We start from the raw sequence: 16,235 nt of genomic DNA on the forward strand, positions 1-16,235 counted from the left end.
AACCTTGAGCATAGTGCAACTGCACTAGGCGAACCAACGGACGTAACCGGATGGAGAGCGGACCGGTGGACAACGGACAGCCCGTGGTGTAAGGAGTCAGCGTGCCGACGACGGTCGTCAACCTGAAGGGCCACCGGGACGATCCGGAGTACGCCGACGTGGTCTACGTCGGGCGGCCGATGCACCGCGGGGCTGGCACCTGGCGGGCTCGGAGCTGGCCAGCCCGTTCCGGCCGGGTCCGGACGGAACGCGCGACGACGTCGTCGCGAAGTACCGCGAGTACCTGCTGTCCCGGCCGGACCTGCTCGCGCTGCTGCCCGGGCTGCGCGGTCGCCGGCTCGGGTGCTGGTGCGTCCCCGAACCGTGTCACGCCCAGGTGATCGCCGAGCTCGCGGATAACGCGCCGTAACGCAACGCACTCCCTCCGCGAGTAACCTGGCACGAGGGGGTGAGGGATGGTGCACGCGCGGCGACTCGGCGGCTTCGACCAAGCCGAACTCCCCGCAGCTCACCGGATCAGGTGGTGGCTGGCGGCGGTGGCGGCCGGGCTCGTCGCGGCCGGCTTCGCGGTCGTGCCGTACCTGCCGTTCTTCCAGGCCTGGACCTTCGTGCGCGACCCGAAGGTCGCCACCGTGATCACCTGGACCGTGCTGCAGACGTCGGTCGTGCTCGTCTCGGCCGTCCTGACGCTGTACTTCGTCGGCAAGGCGCGGCTGGAAGCCGCCGCCTACCGGGCCAACCAGATCGACATCCGGGTGTTCGTGGACGAACGGCCCGACGGCAGCCACGACCGGGAGATCGACTCCGCCGTCGAGCTGACCGCCACCTTCAAGCGGTTCCTCAACGACTCCCGGCTCTACACCCCGACGCCGGTCCCGGGCGCCGGCAGCTCCTACGACTTCCTGCAGATCGTCGAGCACGCCGGCGATGCCGCGGAAGGCTGGTGGAAGGCCGTCACCAAGCTGATCCGGCTCGCCCAGCCGCCGGCCGCGTTCACCGTGACCGGCACCGTGCGGCCCGGCAACACCCCCGGCCGCCACCAGCTCATCCTGGAACTCGTCCGGGTCCCGCGGTTCGCCGCGAGCCCGCTGGTGATCGAGGACGCGAACTGGCCGCGCGTGCTGCACCGGGCGGCGAACGCCGTGGCCGCGCTGGTCATCCCGCGCAGCGCGTACGTCCGCACGAACATCCACTGGGCCGCCTGGCGCGGGGCGAAGATCCCGTGCGAGCTGTTCGACGCCTACCAGCGCGCCAACCACTTCATCACCAACCGCCGCTACGACGAGGCCCTCGCCGAGTACTACCGCGCGGTCAGCCTCGACCCGGCCAACGTCTACATCAGACTCGAGATCGCCGCCCTGCAGGAGCAGCTCGACCTGCACCTCGACGCGCTCGCCACCTACGACGACGTGATCACCGTCTGCAGCCGCGGCCACGCGCGGCTGGCCCGCTGGTGGATCGGTCCGGACTTCGCGCGGCAGCCCCGCCACGCCGGCCGCGGCCGCGACGTCGCCCTGCTCATCGCCCGCTACCGGCATGCCCTCGTCCTGGGCCACGGCGACTCCGTGGCCGGGGCCTGGTGGGTGCGGCGCACGACGGCGGGCGCTCCCGGCGACGCGCGGGCCCAGCGCCGCGCCGAGCTGCGGGCGGCGATCGAGCTGCGCTTCCGCCGGTACGTCGACCTCGACGTCCGGACGCGGCCGTACGCGATCCCGCGTGAGAAGCGCCTGGAGCTGCACCGGCGCGTGCTGCGCGTGCCGGTGGAGGAGCTGCTGGTCGGCGAGGCGACCCCGGAGCAGCTGGCCGAGTACAACCAGCGCGCGGCGGAGATGCGCTCGTACTTCTGCGCGCTCTCGCAGTACGAGATCGAACGGCTCATCGCGGACTACCACCGGTTCGGCCGCCGCTGGCGGCCCAGCTGGCACCAGCTGACCAACCGCGCGCTCGACCTCTCCCTGGTCTGGTCGGTGGTGCGGCGCGCGATGGCGGACGTCGAGCCGGTCACCGGCGCGGTGCCCGAACCGCAGCCCGCCTACCCGGGCAGCCGCGTCCGGCTGGCCGACGTCTGCCCGGACCGGCGCTGGCCGCCGGACCCCGCCGCGCTCGACGCCACCGTGGAAGCCGCGGGCCCCCGCCGGTCGTGGGAGGAGTGCTACAACGCGGCGAGCGTGTACGCGGTCGCGCTGCTCGAAGTCGGCCCGCGCGGCGAGCGCGACCTGCGCGACCGCGCGCGCAACCCGCGTCTGGCCGGCGAAGCCCGGGACGAGGTGGCCCGCCGGGCGGTCCGCGAGCTCTACCACGCGGCGACGATCAGCCACAGCGGCCGGCTGCCGGAGCGCCGGTCCTGGGTGATGGGGGAGGACCCGGACCTGGCGGCCCTGCGCGGCCACGAGCTGTTCCGCGTCTTCGAGATGGTGACGTTCTCCCCGGACCGCGCGGCCCCGCTGCGGCCGCAGCGCGCCCACGTCTGGGAACAGGTCAGCTACGTGCGCGAGCTCGTCGCCGAGATGGCCGGCTGCCGGGCGCACTTCTGGCGCGCCCACGCGCTCGACGAGGGGCCGGCCCCGGACGGCCGCACCCTCGACCGCTGGCGCTCGGCCGACCGCGACGCCTGGCGGAAACTGGCGAGCCTGGCGGCGGGCAAGCAGGACTGGTACACGCGGTACCAGGCGATCTGCGCGTTCCGCGAGTGGTCGGCCGAGTGCGGCTACCCGGGTTCGATCCCGGGATTCCCGCTGTACTGCGAAGAAAGCCTGCACGCCCAGCTGCGCGGGGCGGCGGGTCCGCGCGCGAAGACGAACCTGGACGCGAACATCGTCGTCCGCGAGTACGTCCGCCTGTGCGACCGCCGCCTGGACCACCTGGTGGCCGACATCGCCGAGCTGGCCGAGCAGTCCGTGATCGACGACTTCGCCGGCTGCGCGGAACTCTGGGCCGCGCTCGGTTCCTGGTTCGACGACGCCATCGCCGACGGCTCGTCGGCGGACGAACGGCGGGACCGGTTCCGCAAGCTGGCCCACCCCTAGACCGGCCGCGTGTAGCGGTGTTTCACCCCCACCGGGAAGTACTCCGGGTCGCCCGCCGGGCGCAGGACGACCTCCGGCAGCTGGCGCTCCGCCGGGACGTAGTGCGCGAACTCGCTGTTCAGCCGGACCAGCTGGGCGCGCACCGCCGCCGCGATCCGGGCAGCGTCGGCGGTGGTGCCCGGGGCCGTCTCGACCGTGATGCGCAGCCGGCGGTCGCGGTCGGCGTCCTCCACCGACTCGATCACGAACTTGCCCGTCACCGTGTCGCTGATGCCGGGCTGCTCCAGGCCGACCGTCACGTTCTCCGGGTAGACGTTCGCGCCGAAGAACGACACCGTGAACAGCGAGCGGCCGAACACGTACACGAACGGCAGCTCCGGGCCGGGCGGCGGTGTGCAGCCGTGCCGGGCGCAGAAGGCGAGCAGCCCGGCGTGCGGCAGGAGCCCGCCGTCGTCGGCGATGTGGTAGCGGATCAGCGGGATGCCGCCGTCCGCGGTGAACAGCAGCGTGCCCTCGTGCACCTCGAAGAAGCGGCTCGCCGGGTCGTACTGGACCAGCGTCGGCAGCCGCGCGTCGCCGAAGAGCTCGCGCGCGAGGTCCGGACGGCCGGCGAGGAACCGGCGGATGCCCGCCGACACCGGGGTTTCGGTGCCGAGCACGCCCGCGTCGGCCGTGCCGTACAGCGACGCGATGTCCCGGACGGGGTCGGCGATCCCCGCGCGCCCGGCCACCAGCTCGCGCCACTGCTCGCTGAAGACCTCGCCCGCCAGCACGAGCTTGATCGCGTACGCGGGCCAGTCGACGCCCTCGGCCAGGCCGGTGTCGACGACGTCCTTGACGAACGGCGGGTAGCCCAGCAGCACCACCTGCTCGAAGTGCGGCGCGAGCTCGGGCAGCACCCGCAGGATCTCCGCCTTGTTGTTGCCCGGCGCCACGACGGTGATCGGGCAGCCCTTGGCGGCGAGGTGGCGTACGCACGCCGTGGTGAACAGGCCGCCCACCCAGGTGCCGAGCGGGAAGCAGACGACGGCGAGCGTGCTGCGCCGATCGGCGCCGAAGGCGTCCACCAGCACCTGCTCGAACCGCCGGGCGACGTGCAGTTCGTCTTCGAGCGCCCGCGGCCAGATCGTCGGCCGGCCGCTCGAGCCGGAGGAGACGGCGATCATGTCGAGCCCGGCGAACGTGCCGCCGCGGCACAGCTCGGGCAGCGGGTACCTGCGGTGGTAGCCGTCCTTGTCGACCGGGGGCAGCCGCCGGAAGTCGGCCATCGTCGTGACGCTCGCGGGTTCGATCCCGTGCTCCCGCAGGAACTTCCGGTACGCCGGCACGGTCTCCGCCGTGCGGTGGAAGAGGTCGAGGACACGGGTTTCCGACGGCGGTTCCGGAGCCCCGAAGAAGGTGTCGAACGCCTGCCGCACGCGGGTCTGCCGACCGAGGTCCATGATCGGAGCATAGCGGCGGCCGCGTGTCATGATGGGCGCCGTGAGCACCTCGGCCCAGGAGCAGCCCGCCGGCGCGCCGTTGACCCTCTACCTGGTCAAACGGCTCGAGCTGGTGATCAGGGCGCTGCTCGACGACGCCCTGCGGCCGCTCGGGCTGACCACGCTGCAGTACACGGCGCTGACCGTGCTCGAAGCCAGCGGCGCGCTCTCGTCGGCGCAGCTGGCCCGCCGCTCGTTCCTGCGGCCGCAGACCATGCACGAAATGGTGCTGGCGCTGGAAAAACGCGGGCTGATCGCGCGGACCCCGAAAGCGGGCAACAAGCGCGTCCTGCTCGCGGGCCTCACCGACGCCGGACGCGCGCTGCTCGCCGGGTGCGCGCCCGCGGTCGCCGAGGTGGAGAACGCGCTCCTGGCGGACCTGAGCCCGGGCCAGCGCGCGACGTTCCGCGAAGGGCTCCAGCACGGCGTCACGGCGCTGGGCGCGCTCTCCGGCCAACGGCGCGCCCAGGAAGCCTGAACCCGGCGGAGGTATCCGGCAGCGGACACCCGGTCCAGCACACTCGCCCGACCGGAGGCCTAAGTGGGGCCTTGCAGGGTGAAAACGCTAGGCCGGACGAGTGGAAGCGCCCAGCGGCCCGTTGCAGGGGTGTGGCGGGCGGCGTTGGAGGGTAAGTCCCAGGCCTGCTCTCACTGTGGAGGTTCGCCGACGTGACCCGGGCTCGCAAGGTGGGCGGCGCGTCCGTCACCGCGCGACGGCTGCTGGTGCTGGCGGGGGCCGTGGCCGGCCTCTGGCTGGTGTCATGGCTGACGTCCGCCCACGCCGGCGCAGCGACCCGGGCCGGGGATCCGGTTGTGGTGGCTGCGCCTGCTGACGGTGTGGGCCCGGTGCCGGTCTCGCACCGGGCCACGGCCGAGGACGGCCTCGCGCTCGCGGCCGGGCAGGTGGTCCGTGCGGCGGTCGCCCCGGTGAGCAAGAGCGCCGCGGCGGCAGCGAGGCCGGTGACCGGTTCGGTGGCCCCGGTGGCGCGCACTGTCGTTTCGCCGGTGGGCAAGGGTGTCGGGGCGGTCGTGGAGCCTTTGGCGGGTTCGGCGGAGCCGGTGGCGCGTACGGCGGAAGCTGTTGTTTCGCCGGTGCGGAAGGGCGCCGGGGCGGTCATGGGCCCTTTGGCGGGTTCGGTGGCCCCGGTGGCGCGCACTGTCGTTTCGCCGGTGGCCAAGGGCGCCGGGGCGGTCGTGGAGCCTTTGGCGGGTTCGGTGGAGCCGGTGGCGCGTACTGCTGAAACTGTCGTTTCCCCGGTGCGTAAGGGCGTCACGGCAGTCGCGCGCGCTGCGGAAGCTCTTCTCTCGCCAGTGCGCCAAACCGCTGCCGCCGTACTGGCGCCCGTGGGGGATGTGCTGGGGTCTCTCGAGCCGATCGCGCGTGCCGTCTCGCCCGTTGCCACCCCCCTTGCCCCGGTTCTGCGTCCGACCGAGCCGGTTCCCGCCGTTGCGGAGGGAGTCGAGGGAGCCGAGCGGTCCCTGGCGGTCCCGGCGGGCGGCGAACCACCCGCGGCCGCCTTCGGAGCTCCGCTGCTCTGGACCGAGATCCGCCCGTCGCCGCCCCAGCAGGTCACCCCGGCCCCGGAAACCGCCGCCCCCGTCGCGGACGGCCCGGCCTGCGTCACCAACCGCCCCGACGCGCGAGCACCCGGAGGAAAACACCCGCGCGCGCCGCGAGGTGGCCACCGGCCCGAGGAAACCCCCGCCCCGCGGCGTCCCGGTGTGCCCGTGCCCTGCGATGTCGCCTCCGGGGTCGGCTCCACCCTTCCGCCCGCCTTCCTGACCGCGGGCCCCGCCCCGCACCGCTTCCGGGCGTCCCCCTGGGCGCACGGCGAGTTCGTGCCGCTGTGGCGGCCGTGCGAACCGGGCACCGGGCCCGGCTAGTCCGTTCCGGTCTTCCGCCCGTCGTGTGCTGCGCGGCGCGATCCGCGCTGCCCGCGACCGCCGAACTCGAACCGAAAACCACGCGTGGAAGAGGGACGAAATGGAAGCGAGCGTGTTCGACCTGGGGAAGGTGCGAAGAGACGCGGTGGTCACCGTGCGCCTGGACGCGATGGCCAACATCCGGCTGCTGACCGCGGTCAACTTCGAGGCCTACCAGCGCCGGCAGTACTACCGGATGCACGGCGGGGTGGCCACCGCACCGATGTTCAAGATCCACATCCCGGCCAACGCCCACTGGTTCCTGGTGATCGACGTCGAGGGCCTCGAAGCCCGGCCCCTGCGCCCGCGGGTGAGCGTCGAACCGGAAGCGGCCGGCACGACCCGGGGACGCGGCGGCCCACGGTGACCACCGCCCCTTCGGCGGCCGGCAGGGCCGCCGAAGGGGGGCATCGCCGGGCGAAAGCCGGGTACCCGGCCGGGATGCAGACGTTCCTGCCGTGTGCCGACTTCGCCGCCAGCGCCCGCGTCCTCGACCGCCGCCGGCTGGGGAAGCAGCGCGTCGAGGCGCTCCAGGTGCTGCGTGCGCTCGTGATCCCCGGCTACGGCTGGCGCCACCACCCGGCGGCCAAGATGTGGACCGGGTACGAGGAAGCGCTGACGCGCTACGGCCTCGAGGTCTGCCGGGTGTGGTGCGAGCTGGGCGCGGCGGACACCTGCGCGGTCAAGCTGGGGGAGGAGTTCACCCGATCGGGCGGCACGGCCGAGGTCCGCACCCAGGCGGAGCTCACGGCGGCGGGCGACGTGCCGCCGTGGCTGGGCGACGAAGCCCTGCACCGCAGTCACCAGTCGGCCTTGGTGCGCAAGGACCCGGAGCACTACGGCGCGCGGTTCCCCGGGGTGCCGGCGGACCTGCCGTACGTGTGGCCGCCGTCGGACCGGCCGAGCCGGACGGCCTGACCGAACCCACCGGATGGCTCGACCGGACCCCACCGGACGGCTTGACCGAGCCGCGCCGGACGGCTCGGCCGAACCCCACGGGACGGCTCGACCGAGCCGCGCCGGACGGCCTCACCGAACAGCGCCGGACAACGCGCCCGGAATCCGCACCGGACCTGCGGCGCCACTGGTCCGCACCCCACCCGAACGCCGACCTTCGGCGGATTTACAACGTTGTACCAACGATGTAAAAAAGTCCCTGCCCGGCTCGTGCGCCGTTGGAAGGGGCCACCGATGTCCTCCCGAGAACGCGATCACCTCACCCGCCGCGATCTGCTCCGGCTCGCCGGCGGCACCGCCGCCGCCGTCGCCGCGGCCCTCTGGCTGCCCGGGACCGCCGTCGCCGGGACCTTCAGCCCGATTCGGCCGCCCGCCACCCCGCTGATCGTCCGCTCGCCCTACCTGTCCACCTGGCAGCCCGCCGACAACCTCGCCGGCACCTGGTCGAGCTTCTGGACCGGCCACATCACCGCGCTCTGCGGCCTCGCGCGGATCGACGGCGTCGCCTACCTCTTCGCCGGCGCGCCCGGCAGCCCGGCCGCGACCGCGATGACGCAGGTGAGCCTCCAGGTCACCGGCACCCGGTCCACTTACGTCCTCACCGGCGGCGGGGTGAACCTCACCGTCACGTTCTTCTCCCCGGTCGACCCGGCGAACCTGCAGCGCCAGTGCGTCCCGTTCGGGTACGTCACCATCCAGGCCGCCAGCGCCGACGGCCGCGCGCACGCCGTCGACCTGCACTTCGACACCTCCGCCGAGTGGGTGCACGGCGACACTGCCACGCCCGTCACCTGGTCGCAGCAGCAGGCAGGCGGCTACACGCTGCTCAGCTGCACCCCGGCGAGCCCCGGCGTGCTGCAGGAAAACGGCGACCAGGCGAGCTGGGGCTCCCTCGTCCTCGCCGCGCCGGCGTCCGGGACCACCTGGCAGATCGGGCAGGACACCGTCGTGCGCGGTGCGTCGGCGGCCCAGGGCGCCCTGAACAACACCAGCGACAGCGCCCAGCCCCGGGCGATCAACGACCGCTGGCCCGTCCTCGCGGTCAACAGGGACCTGGGCACGATCCCCGCCGGCGGCACGGCCGCCCCGTTCACCCTGGCGATCGGGCACGTCCGCACCCCCGCGGTCCGCTACCTCGGCACCGAGCTGCGCCCCTGGTGGACGCACTACTGGAGCAGCTGGCCGGACATGGCGGTGTGGTTCGCGAACGACTACGCCGCCGCGCTGTCGGCCGCGACCGCGCTCGACCAGCGCCTGCACGACGACGCCGTCGCCGCGGCGGGCGGCGGCACCACCGGCGAGCACTACGCCGGGATCTGCGCGCTCGCGCTGCGCCAGGCCTACGGCGGGACCGAGCTGGTCGACCGGGGCGGCGCGCCCTGGGCGTTCCTCAAGGAGATCTCCTCCAACGGCAACATGTCCACAGTGGACGTCACCTACCCGGCGTTCCCGGCCTACCTCTACCTCTCGCCCGCCTACCTGCGGCTGCTGCTGGAACCCCTGCTCGACTACGCCGAGCGCGGCGGCTGGCCGATGCAGTTCGCCGAGCACGACCTCGGCACCCACTACCCGGACGCGACCGGGCACAACGACGGCAACGAAGAAAGCATGCCCGTCGAGGAGTCGGCGAACCTGCTGATCATGGCGGCGGCGCTGGTGCAGCGGCTGCCGTCGGCCGACGCCGTGGCGTTCGCGAACACCCACTACCGAATCCTGCGGCAGTGGGGCGAATACCTCGTCGCCAACACCCTCGACCCCGGCTTCCAGAACCAGACCGACGACTTCACCGGCTTCATCGCCCACAGCGCGAACCTCGCCTTGAAGGGGATCATCGGCGTCGGCGCCATGGGCATCATCGCCGCCACCGTGGGCAACACCGCCGACGTCCAGCGGTACCGCTCGACGTCCCGCAGCTACGTCAGCCAGTGGGTGACGCTCGCCGAGGACGGGCAGCACCTGCGGCTCGCCTACGACCAGCCGGGTACGTGGAGCCTGAAGTACAACGGCTTCGCCGACCGCGTGCTCGGCCTCGACCTCGTCCCCTACGGCGTCGCGACGCAGGAGGCCGCCTGGTACCAGGCCCGCGCGGGGGCCCACGGCGTCCTGCTCGACCCGCGGAACGACTACACGAAGGCCGACTGGGAACTGTGGACCGCGGCCTGGCTCACCGACCAGCCGAACATCCGCGCCACGCTGGTCGAAGGCGTCTACAGCTACGCGAACACCACACCGCAGCGCGTGCCGTTCAGCGACTGGTACGTCGTCGCCGACGCCACCCAGCGCGGCTTCCAGGCCCGCCCGGTCGCCGGCGGCTACCTGGCCCTGCTGACCCGCCCGGCCGCGTCGGCGACGGTGTGGCGGAAGCTGCAGAACCAGCGCTCGGGGAAGGTCCTCGCCGTCTCGAACATGTCCCTGGCCGACACCGCCGAGGTCACCCAGTGGTCGGACAACGGCACCGCCGATCACCTCTGGGCCGTGGTGGACAACGGCGACGGCACCGTCCGGATCGTCAACCGCAACAGCGGGAAGGTCCTGGCGGTGCACGACCAGAGCCTCGACAACGGCGCCCACGTGCAGCAGTACCGCGACAACGGCACGCCCGACCACAACTGGCGGATCGTCGACGCCGGCGGTGGCTGGTCGAAGCTGGTGAACGTCCGCAGCGGCAAGGTGATGGCCGTCGACCAGCAGTCCACGGCGGACGGCGCCCAGGTCACCCAGTGGGACGACAACGGGACACCGGACCACCTGTGGCGGTTCGTCTGACGCCGGTTTGCGACACTGGCGGCCGTGCGCGCCGACTTCACCCGGATCCGCCGCTTCCTCACCGAGCGGGACCCGCCGACGCCGTGCCTGGTCGTCGACACCGACGTCGTCGCGGACCGGGCGCGTGAGTTCGGTGCGGCCTTCCCCGGCGCGCTGATCCGGTACGCGGTCAAGGCCAACCCGGCGCCGCCGGTGCTCGACGCGCTGGTGGCGGCCGGGGTCGGCTTCGACGTCGCCGGGCCGGGGGAGATCGGGCTGTGCCTCGGCCGCGGCGCCGATCCGGCGGACCTCGCCTACGGCAACCCGATCAAGAAGCCGCGGGACATCGCCTTCGCGTTCGAGCGCGGGGTCCGGGAGTTCACTTCGGACGCCCCGGCCGACGTCGACCACCTGGGCCGGTACGCGCCGGGCGCGGCGGTGTCGATCCGCGTCGTGCTCGACGCGCCGGACTCGGCGACGCCGTTCGGCCGGAAGTTCGGCTGCGCGCCGACCGGGGCGCTCGAGCTGGTGCTGCGCGCGGCCGAGCGGGGACTGCGGCCCGGCCTCGCCTTCCACGTCGGCTCGCAGCAGCCGGACGTCACCGCCTGGGAGATCGGCATCGCCACGGCGGCGAAGCTGTTCGGTGAGGCCGCGGCGCACGGCGTCACCATGACGCGGCTCAACCTCGGCGGCGGCTTCGCGACGGCCCACCGCACCGCCGTCCCGCCCTTGGCCGCGTACGCGTCGACGATCGCGGCGGCCCTGGCGGCGTTCTTCCCCGGCGAGCGGCCGGAGCTGCTGCTGGAGCCCGGGCGGGTGCTCGTCGCGGACGCCGGCCTGCTGCGTACCGAGGTCGTGCTGGTCGCGCACCGGGACGAGCGGCGCTGGGTGTACCTCGACATCGGCCGCTACAACGGGCTCGCCGAGGCGGAGAACGAAGCCATCGCCTACCGGTTCGAGCCGGTGGGGGCGCACGACGGCCCGGACGGCCCGGTGGTGCTCGCCGGGCCCACCTGCGACGGCGACGACGTGCTCTACCAGCGGACGCCGTACGAGCTGCCCCTGGCGCTGCGGCCCGGTGACCGGCTCGACCTGCCGGGCACCGGGGCCTACACCGCGAGCTACGCGTCGGTGGGGTTCAACGGGATCGAGCCGCTGCGCACGTACTGCCTCGGGCGGTGGGGCGATGCCTGACGTCGGCCGGTTCACCGGGCGGCACGTGCTCGCGGAGCTGCACGGCGTCGACCCCGGCCTGCTCGACGACCCGGTCCGGCTCGGGGAACTGCTGCGGGCCGCAGTGACCGCGGCGGGCGCGACGGTCCTCGACGTCGTGGCGCAGCGGTTCGCGCCCCAGGGCGCCACGGTGGTCGCGCTGCTGGCCGAGTCGCACGCGTCCGTGCACACCTACCCGGAGCACGGGTCGCTCTTCGCCGACGTGTTCACCTGCGGGGAACGCGCCGATCCCGAGCACGCGCTGCGGCTGCTCGCGGCCTCGCTGCACGCCGCTTCGGTCCACCTGTCGGTCCTGCACCGGGGAGAACGCTGATGCCCCTGATCCACGAACCGGTCGGCGACGGCCTCACCCGCGTCTGGGAGGTCGGCGACGTCCGGTACCACGAGCGCACGCCGTACCAGGAGGTGCTGATCGGGACGACCGCGCAGGGCGTTTCGCTGTTCTGCGACGGCGAGCGCCAGAGCACCGAGGCGAGCCAGCTGGTGTACCACGAAGCCCTGATGGTGCCCGCCCTGCTGCTGGCCGAGCGGGTGCGGCGGGTGCTCGTCATCGGCTCGAGCGAGGGAGTGGCGAGCCGGTTGGCGGTCGACGCGGGCGCCTCGCTGGTCGACCACGTCGACATCGACGCCGACGCCGTGCGGGCCTGCGCCGAGCACCTGCCCTACGGCTACACCCCGGCGGAGCTCGCGCGGGCCGAGCGCGGGGACGGACCGGTCCGGGTGTCCTATCTAGACGGCTGGGCGTTCCTGGGCGAGGCGGAACGGCGGGGCGAGACCTACGACGTGGTCGTGATCGACCTGCCGGACGAGAACACCGAACCGGCCGCGCAGCACAACCGCTTGTACGGCCCGGATTTCCTCGCCCGCTGCGCGCGCCTGCTGGCGCCGGGCGGGGTCGTGACCTGCCAGGCGGGCTGCCCGACGCTGTGGCGCAACGAAATGCTGCGCGCGTCCTGGCGCCGGTTCCGCGAGGTGTTCGGCGCCGTGCTGTACTTCGGTTCCGACGAGCACGAGTGGGCCTTCCTGACCGGGCGTGCGGACCCGGTCGAACAGCCCGGCGCGCTGGTGGCGCGGCGGTTCGCGGAGCGGGGGAGCGGGGCGGTGACGCTCGACGCCGAAGCGCTGCTCGGCGGCTGCACCCCGCCGTATTCGCTCCGGCACGACAGTGGTCCGGCTCGCCGCTCTTGACCTTCGATTCCGCGAATATCCGGCCCTGTGAAACGGGAAATGGCGGGAAATGGTTTTCCCGGGTCGGCGGGCCCGATCGTGTTACTCCGTTCAGTGGCCGTCGAAAAGGTTGCGATCGCGCTACGATCCTCTCCGCGCGCGATCATCACGACCACCAGGCACCGTGGCCCAATTGGAGGAGCGTCATGCTCGGTACGTCGATCGTTGCCGCACTGGTTCTGTCCGCCTTCGCCGCCCCCGTCGCTTCCGGGGCGGACTCGGTTCCGTCCGAGAAGATCACGCTCGACATCAAGACGATCAACGGTTCCGGCTGCCCGGCGGGCACGGCCACCGCGTCGGCCGACGTCGCTTCGGACAACACGGCGTTCACGGTGCACTACACGAACTTCACCGCCAAGGCGGGCGGCGGGGCGTCGGCGCTCGAAGGCAGGAAGAACTGCCAGATCAACGTGCTCGTGCATGTGCCGCAAGGGTTCACGTACGCGATCGCGGAGGCGGACTACCGCGGCTTCGCCCACATCGAGAGCGGAGCGAGCGCCCTCGAGCAGGCCAACTACTACTTCACCGGGACGGCGCCCACCGCCCGCGTGCGGCACACCTTCCCCGGCCCGTTCCACGGCGTGTGGCGGGCCACCGACACGACGGACGTGGCCGACCTGGTGTTCGCCCCGTGCGGGGAGAGCCGCAACCTGAACATCAATGCGGAACTGCGCGCGGACGCGGGTTCGTCCGCCGGGGGCAGTTTCATCGAAATGGATTCTGAGCACGCGAGCGTGGACACGATTTACCACTTCGCGTGGAAGACCTGCTGAATAGGCCCTCGCCGGAGCCATTGTCAAGGCGCCCGCTCACCGGAAACCCCTCGGCCGGTGAGCGGGTTTGCCGTACCCGCTTTCCGAACCGCGAATCCGTTGAACGCGAATCAACCGGTCGACGTCAGCTGCCGAGCGGCGCGCGCTCGGTTTCGGAGCCGGGTACCAGACGGCACCGGCGTTCGAACCGCTCCATCAGGACGGTAGCGATCAGGACGGCCACTGGGGTGCTCACCGCGATCCACATGTGAGAAAGCTACCCAGCCTCGCGCGGTCTCAATCGCCCGTGGACAGCCGGGTGATCAGGTCCAGCAGCCCGGCGCGGAACGCGTCGTCGTCGCCGAGGCCCCCGAGCAGGGCCGGTTCGGCGCGCACGGCCTGCTCGTGCACCGCCCGGCCGTGGTCGGTCAACCGGGTCAGGTGACGGCGGGCGTCGGCCGGGTCCGCCGTACGGGTGACGAAGCCGGCCTTGGTCAGGCGGTCGAGCGTGCGGCTCATCGTCTGGTCGGTGACCTGGCAGCGCTGGGCCAGCGTCCGCTGGGGGAGCGGCCCGTCACGCAGGGTGTGCAGCGCGATGAGACCCGCGTGGGTGAGGCCCATGCCGTCGAGCACGGCCACCCAGCGTTGCTCCACCAGCCGTGCGGCCACGGCCAGCAGGCGGCCGGTCGGCCAGGTGCTCAGGTCGGGTTCGGGGGTTGTGCTCACCGTCACTCCGGGTCGTCGTGCAGAATGTTCAGCTTGCTGAACAATTGGGCGTGTCCGCCCTCGAAAGGACCTTAGCGACCATGAACGACAAGCCGCGCCGCCTCCGCTGGCTGGTCCCCGCCCTCCTGGTGATCGCCTGGCTCGGGCTGGGCGGGTTCGGTGGCCCGTTCGCCGGCAAGCTCAGTGAGGTCGCGAAGAACGACAACGCCGCCTTCCTGCCCCAGTCCGCCGAAGCCACCGAAGTCTCCGACGAGACGAAAGCGTTCAGCCCGCGCCAGGTGCTGCCCGCGACGGTCGTCGCCGAGCGCACGAGCGGCCTGACCGGCGAAGACCGGCGGTTCCTGGCGGCCAAGGCGCAGGAGCTGGGCGGCGTGCCCGGAGTGGCCGGCCCGCTCGGGCAGCCGCAGCAGGCCCCCCGGGACGACCAGGCCGAGCAGCTGGCCGTGCCGATCTTCGCCGACGGCAACCCCGCGGACGTCGTCAAGGAGGTCCGGGCCCGGCTCGGTGGCGCGCCGGCCGGGCTCACCGTGCTCGTCACCGGGCCCGCCGGGCAGATCGCCGACCTCGTCAAGGCGTTCGGCGGCATCGACGGCATCCTGCTGCTCGTCGCGGGCGGCGTGGTGGCGCTGATCCTCGTCGTGGTCTACCGCAGCCCCCTGCTGCCGCTCCTGGTGCTGCTGTCGGCGGTGTTCGCGCTCGGCCTGGCCAGCCTGGTCGTGTACCTGCTGGCGAAGCACGACGTGCTCGCGCTCAACGGCCAGAGCCAGGGCATTCTTTCGATCCTCGTCTTCGGCGCGGCGACCGACTACGCGCTCCTGCTGGTCGCCCGGTTCCGCGAGCAGCTGCGCGACACGCCGAGCCGGTTCGACGCGCTCAAGCTGGCCTGGCGGGCGACGCTCGAACCGATCGCGGCGTCGGCGGGCACCGTCGTGCTCGGCGTCCTGTGCCTGCTCTTCAGCGACCTCAACTCGAACAAGGGCCTCGGTCCGGTCGCGGCGATCGGCATCGGTGCCGCGCTGCTGGCGTCGACGACGTTCCTGCCTGCCGCGCTGGCGCTGTGCGGCCGCGGCGCGTTCTGGCCGTTCAAGCCGGCGCTGGGTTCGCCGCACCCGGAGACGGCGGGGATCTGGGGCCGGGTCGCCCGCCTGGTCGGCCGCCGCCCGCGCGCGGTCTGGGTGGTGACGGCGCTGGTGCTCGGCGTCGGCGTGGCGTTCCTGCCGCAGCTCAAGGCGTCCGGGACCGCCCAATCCGACGTCTTCCTGACCCAGGTGGAATCCGGGACCGGGCAGGAGATCCTCGGGCGGCACTTCCCGGGCGGCCTCGGCGCCCCGGCGATCACGATCGCCGACGCCGGCGCGCTGCCCGCCGTCCTCAAGGCGGCGGCCGCGACGGCCGGGGTGGCGCAGTCGTTCCCGTTGCCCGGCGACGACGGCCGTCCGAAGGTGGTCGGCGGCCGCGTGCAGATCCTGTCGGTGCTCACCGACCCCGCGGACTCGGAAGCGGCGGTCGCCACGGTCGGCCGGCTGCGCGACGCCGTGCACGCGGTGCCGGACGCGAACGCGAAGGTGGGCGGCCCGACGGCGATCCAGCTGGACACGCAGCAGACGTCGAAGCGCGACCGCGCGCTGATCATCCCGATCGTGCTGCTGGTGATCTTCCTGGTGCTGGCCTTGCTGCTGCGGTCGTTGGTGGCCCCCTTGCTGCTGATCGCGACGGTGGTCCTCTCGTTCGCGGCGACGATGGGCGTGTCGGCGCTGGTGTTCAACCATGTCCTGGACTTCCCCGGCGCGGACCCGGTGGTGCCCCTGTTCGGGTTCGTCTTCCTGGTGGCGCTGGGCATCGACTACAACATCTTCCTGATGACCCGGGTGCGCGAGGAAGCGCTGACCCGGGGCACGCGCGAGGGCACGTTGCGCGGCCTGTCGCTGACGGGCGGGGTGATCACCTCGGCGGGGGTCGTGCTGGCGGCGACGTTCTCGGCGCTGGCGGTGATCCCGATCCTGTTCCTGGCCCAGATCGCGTTCATCGTGGCGTTCGGCGTGCTCCTGGACACGCTCCTGGTACGCTCCCTGCTGGTCCCCGCCCTGACGGTCGACGTCGGCCGGCGCATCTGGTGGCCGTCGAAACTGGCGCGCCCCGAATCGCCGGCCGGGTAGCGGAGTGCG

15 protein-coding genes are annotated in these 16,235 nt (G+C 72.8%); 12 read left to right on the forward strand and 3 right to left on the reverse strand.

The features are described from left to right. Positions 1-214 precede the first annotated feature (214 nt). Both ACLJOU_RS26950 and ACLJOU_RS26955 read left to right on the forward strand, forming a co-directional pair. Positions 215-409 (forward strand): DUF4326 domain-containing protein, encoded by a 195-nt coding sequence (locus ACLJOU_RS26950; RefSeq protein WP_410571140.1) that lies wholly within the window; start codon positions 215-217, stop codon positions 407-409. 46 nt (positions 410-455) lie between these two features. Continuing rightward, positions 456-3,026, forward strand: coding sequence for a hypothetical protein (locus ACLJOU_RS26955; protein WP_410570982.1), 2,571 nt, complete (start codon positions 456-458; stop codon positions 3,024-3,026). Here ACLJOU_RS26955 and ACLJOU_RS26960 read toward each other — a convergent pair. After that, positions 3,023-4,468, reverse strand: a complete 1,446-nt coding sequence (locus ACLJOU_RS26960) for a phenylacetate--CoA ligase family protein (protein WP_410570984.1) — start codon at positions 4,466-4,468, stop codon at positions 3,023-3,025. The genes ACLJOU_RS26955 and ACLJOU_RS26960 overlap by 4 nt on opposite strands. A 28-nt stretch (positions 4,469-4,496) precedes the next feature. On the opposite strand from ACLJOU_RS26960, the gene ACLJOU_RS26965 reads away from it, so the two are divergent. The 9 genes from ACLJOU_RS26965 to ACLJOU_RS27005 all read left to right on the forward strand — a co-directional run bounded on the left by ACLJOU_RS26965 (position 4,497) and on the right by ACLJOU_RS27005 (position 13,365). After that, positions 4,497-4,985 (forward strand): MarR family winged helix-turn-helix transcriptional regulator, encoded by a 489-nt coding sequence (locus ACLJOU_RS26965; protein ID WP_410570985.1) that lies wholly within the window; start codon positions 4,497-4,499, stop codon positions 4,983-4,985. 191 nt (positions 4,986-5,176) lie between these two features. Beyond that, positions 5,177-6,391: a hypothetical protein gene (locus ACLJOU_RS26970; protein WP_410570986.1), complete on the forward strand. Its 1,215-nt coding sequence runs from the start codon at positions 5,177-5,179 to the stop codon at positions 6,389-6,391. Between the two features lie 100 nt (positions 6,392-6,491). After that, positions 6,492-6,797, forward strand: a complete 306-nt coding sequence (locus ACLJOU_RS26975) for a DUF1883 domain-containing protein (RefSeq protein WP_410570988.1) — start codon at positions 6,492-6,494, stop codon at positions 6,795-6,797. Between the two features lie 74 nt (positions 6,798-6,871). Next, positions 6,872-7,348 carry an MSMEG_6728 family protein gene (locus ACLJOU_RS26980; RefSeq protein WP_410571142.1) on the forward strand — a complete coding sequence of 159 codons (477 nt, stop codon included), beginning with the start codon at positions 6,872-6,874 and terminating at the stop codon, positions 7,346-7,348. Between the two features lie 273 nt (positions 7,349-7,621). Beyond that, positions 7,622-10,153: a glutaminase domain-containing protein gene (locus ACLJOU_RS26985; RefSeq protein ID WP_410570990.1), complete on the forward strand. Its 2,532-nt coding sequence runs from the start codon at positions 7,622-7,624 to the stop codon at positions 10,151-10,153. 24 nt (positions 10,154-10,177) lie between these two features. Continuing rightward, the gene (locus ACLJOU_RS26990) at positions 10,178-11,326 is read left to right on the forward strand and encodes a type III PLP-dependent enzyme (RefSeq protein WP_410570991.1); all 1,149 of its coding nucleotides are present in this window, start codon (positions 10,178-10,180) and stop codon (positions 11,324-11,326) included. Beyond that, positions 11,319-11,678, forward strand: coding sequence for an adenosylmethionine decarboxylase (speD, locus tag ACLJOU_RS26995; RefSeq protein ID WP_410570993.1), 360 nt, complete (start codon positions 11,319-11,321; stop codon positions 11,676-11,678). The genes ACLJOU_RS26990 and speD overlap by 8 nt, the downstream gene beginning before the upstream one ends. Further along, positions 11,678-12,553 carry a spermidine synthase gene (locus ACLJOU_RS27000; protein ID WP_410570994.1) on the forward strand — a complete coding sequence of 292 codons (876 nt, stop codon included), beginning with the start codon at positions 11,678-11,680 and terminating at the stop codon, positions 12,551-12,553. The genes speD and ACLJOU_RS27000 overlap by 1 nt, the downstream gene beginning before the upstream one ends. A gap of 185 nt (positions 12,554-12,738) precedes the next feature. Then, the gene (locus ACLJOU_RS27005; RefSeq protein ID WP_410570996.1) at positions 12,739-13,365 is read left to right on the forward strand and encodes a DUF4360 domain-containing protein; all 627 of its coding nucleotides are present in this window, start codon (positions 12,739-12,741) and stop codon (positions 13,363-13,365) included. 124 nt (positions 13,366-13,489) lie between these two features. Here ACLJOU_RS27005 and ACLJOU_RS27010 read toward each other — a convergent pair whose 3' ends face one another. After that, positions 13,490-13,612 carry a hypothetical protein gene (locus ACLJOU_RS27010; protein ID WP_410570998.1) on the reverse strand — a complete coding sequence of 41 codons (123 nt, stop codon included), beginning with the start codon at positions 13,610-13,612 and terminating at the stop codon, positions 13,490-13,492. A 29-nt stretch (positions 13,613-13,641) separates the two neighbouring features. Continuing rightward, positions 13,642-14,076, reverse strand: a complete 435-nt coding sequence (locus ACLJOU_RS27015; protein ID WP_410570999.1) for a MarR family winged helix-turn-helix transcriptional regulator — start codon at positions 14,074-14,076, stop codon at positions 13,642-13,644. Between the two features lie 74 nt (positions 14,077-14,150). Here ACLJOU_RS27015 and ACLJOU_RS27020 point away from each other — a divergent pair, with 74 nt between their 5' ends. After that, positions 14,151-16,226, forward strand: a complete 2,076-nt coding sequence (locus ACLJOU_RS27020; RefSeq protein ID WP_410571001.1) for an MMPL family transporter — start codon at positions 14,151-14,153, stop codon at positions 16,224-16,226. Positions 16,227-16,235: the final 9 nt, after the last annotated feature.

Origin of the sequence: Amycolatopsis sp. cmx-4-61 (assembly GCF_046548775.1) — a bacterium.
GTDB lineage: Bacteria > Actinomycetota > Actinomycetes > Mycobacteriales > Pseudonocardiaceae > Amycolatopsis.

Coding starts and splice junctions, on each gene's coding strand:
- ACLJOU_RS26955 (WP_410570982.1), top strand. CDS start 456: ATGGTGCACGCGCGGCGACTCGGCGGCTTCGACCAAGCCGAACTCCCC.
- ACLJOU_RS26960 (WP_410570984.1), bottom strand. CDS start 4,468: ATGGACCTCGGTCGGCAGACCCGCGTGCGGCAGGCGTTCGACACCTTC.
- ACLJOU_RS26965 (WP_410570985.1), top strand. CDS start 4,497: ATGATGGGCGCCGTGAGCACCTCGGCCCAGGAGCAGCCCGCCGGCGCG.
- ACLJOU_RS26975 (WP_410570988.1), top strand. CDS start 6,492: ATGGAAGCGAGCGTGTTCGACCTGGGGAAGGTGCGAAGAGACGCGGTG.
- ACLJOU_RS26980 (WP_410571142.1), top strand. CDS start 6,872: ATGCAGACGTTCCTGCCGTGTGCCGACTTCGCCGCCAGCGCCCGCGTC.
- ACLJOU_RS26985 (WP_410570990.1), top strand. CDS start 7,622: ATGTCCTCCCGAGAACGCGATCACCTCACCCGCCGCGATCTGCTCCGG.
- speD (WP_410570993.1), top strand. CDS start 11,319: ATGCCTGACGTCGGCCGGTTCACCGGGCGGCACGTGCTCGCGGAGCTG.
- ACLJOU_RS27000 (WP_410570994.1), top strand. CDS start 11,678: ATGCCCCTGATCCACGAACCGGTCGGCGACGGCCTCACCCGCGTCTGG.
- ACLJOU_RS27005 (WP_410570996.1), top strand. CDS start 12,739: ATGCTCGGTACGTCGATCGTTGCCGCACTGGTTCTGTCCGCCTTCGCC.
- ACLJOU_RS27010 (WP_410570998.1), bottom strand. CDS start 13,612: ATGTGGATCGCGGTGAGCACCCCAGTGGCCGTCCTGATCGCTACCGTC.
- ACLJOU_RS27020 (WP_410571001.1), top strand. CDS start 14,151: ATGAACGACAAGCCGCGCCGCCTCCGCTGGCTGGTCCCCGCCCTCCTG.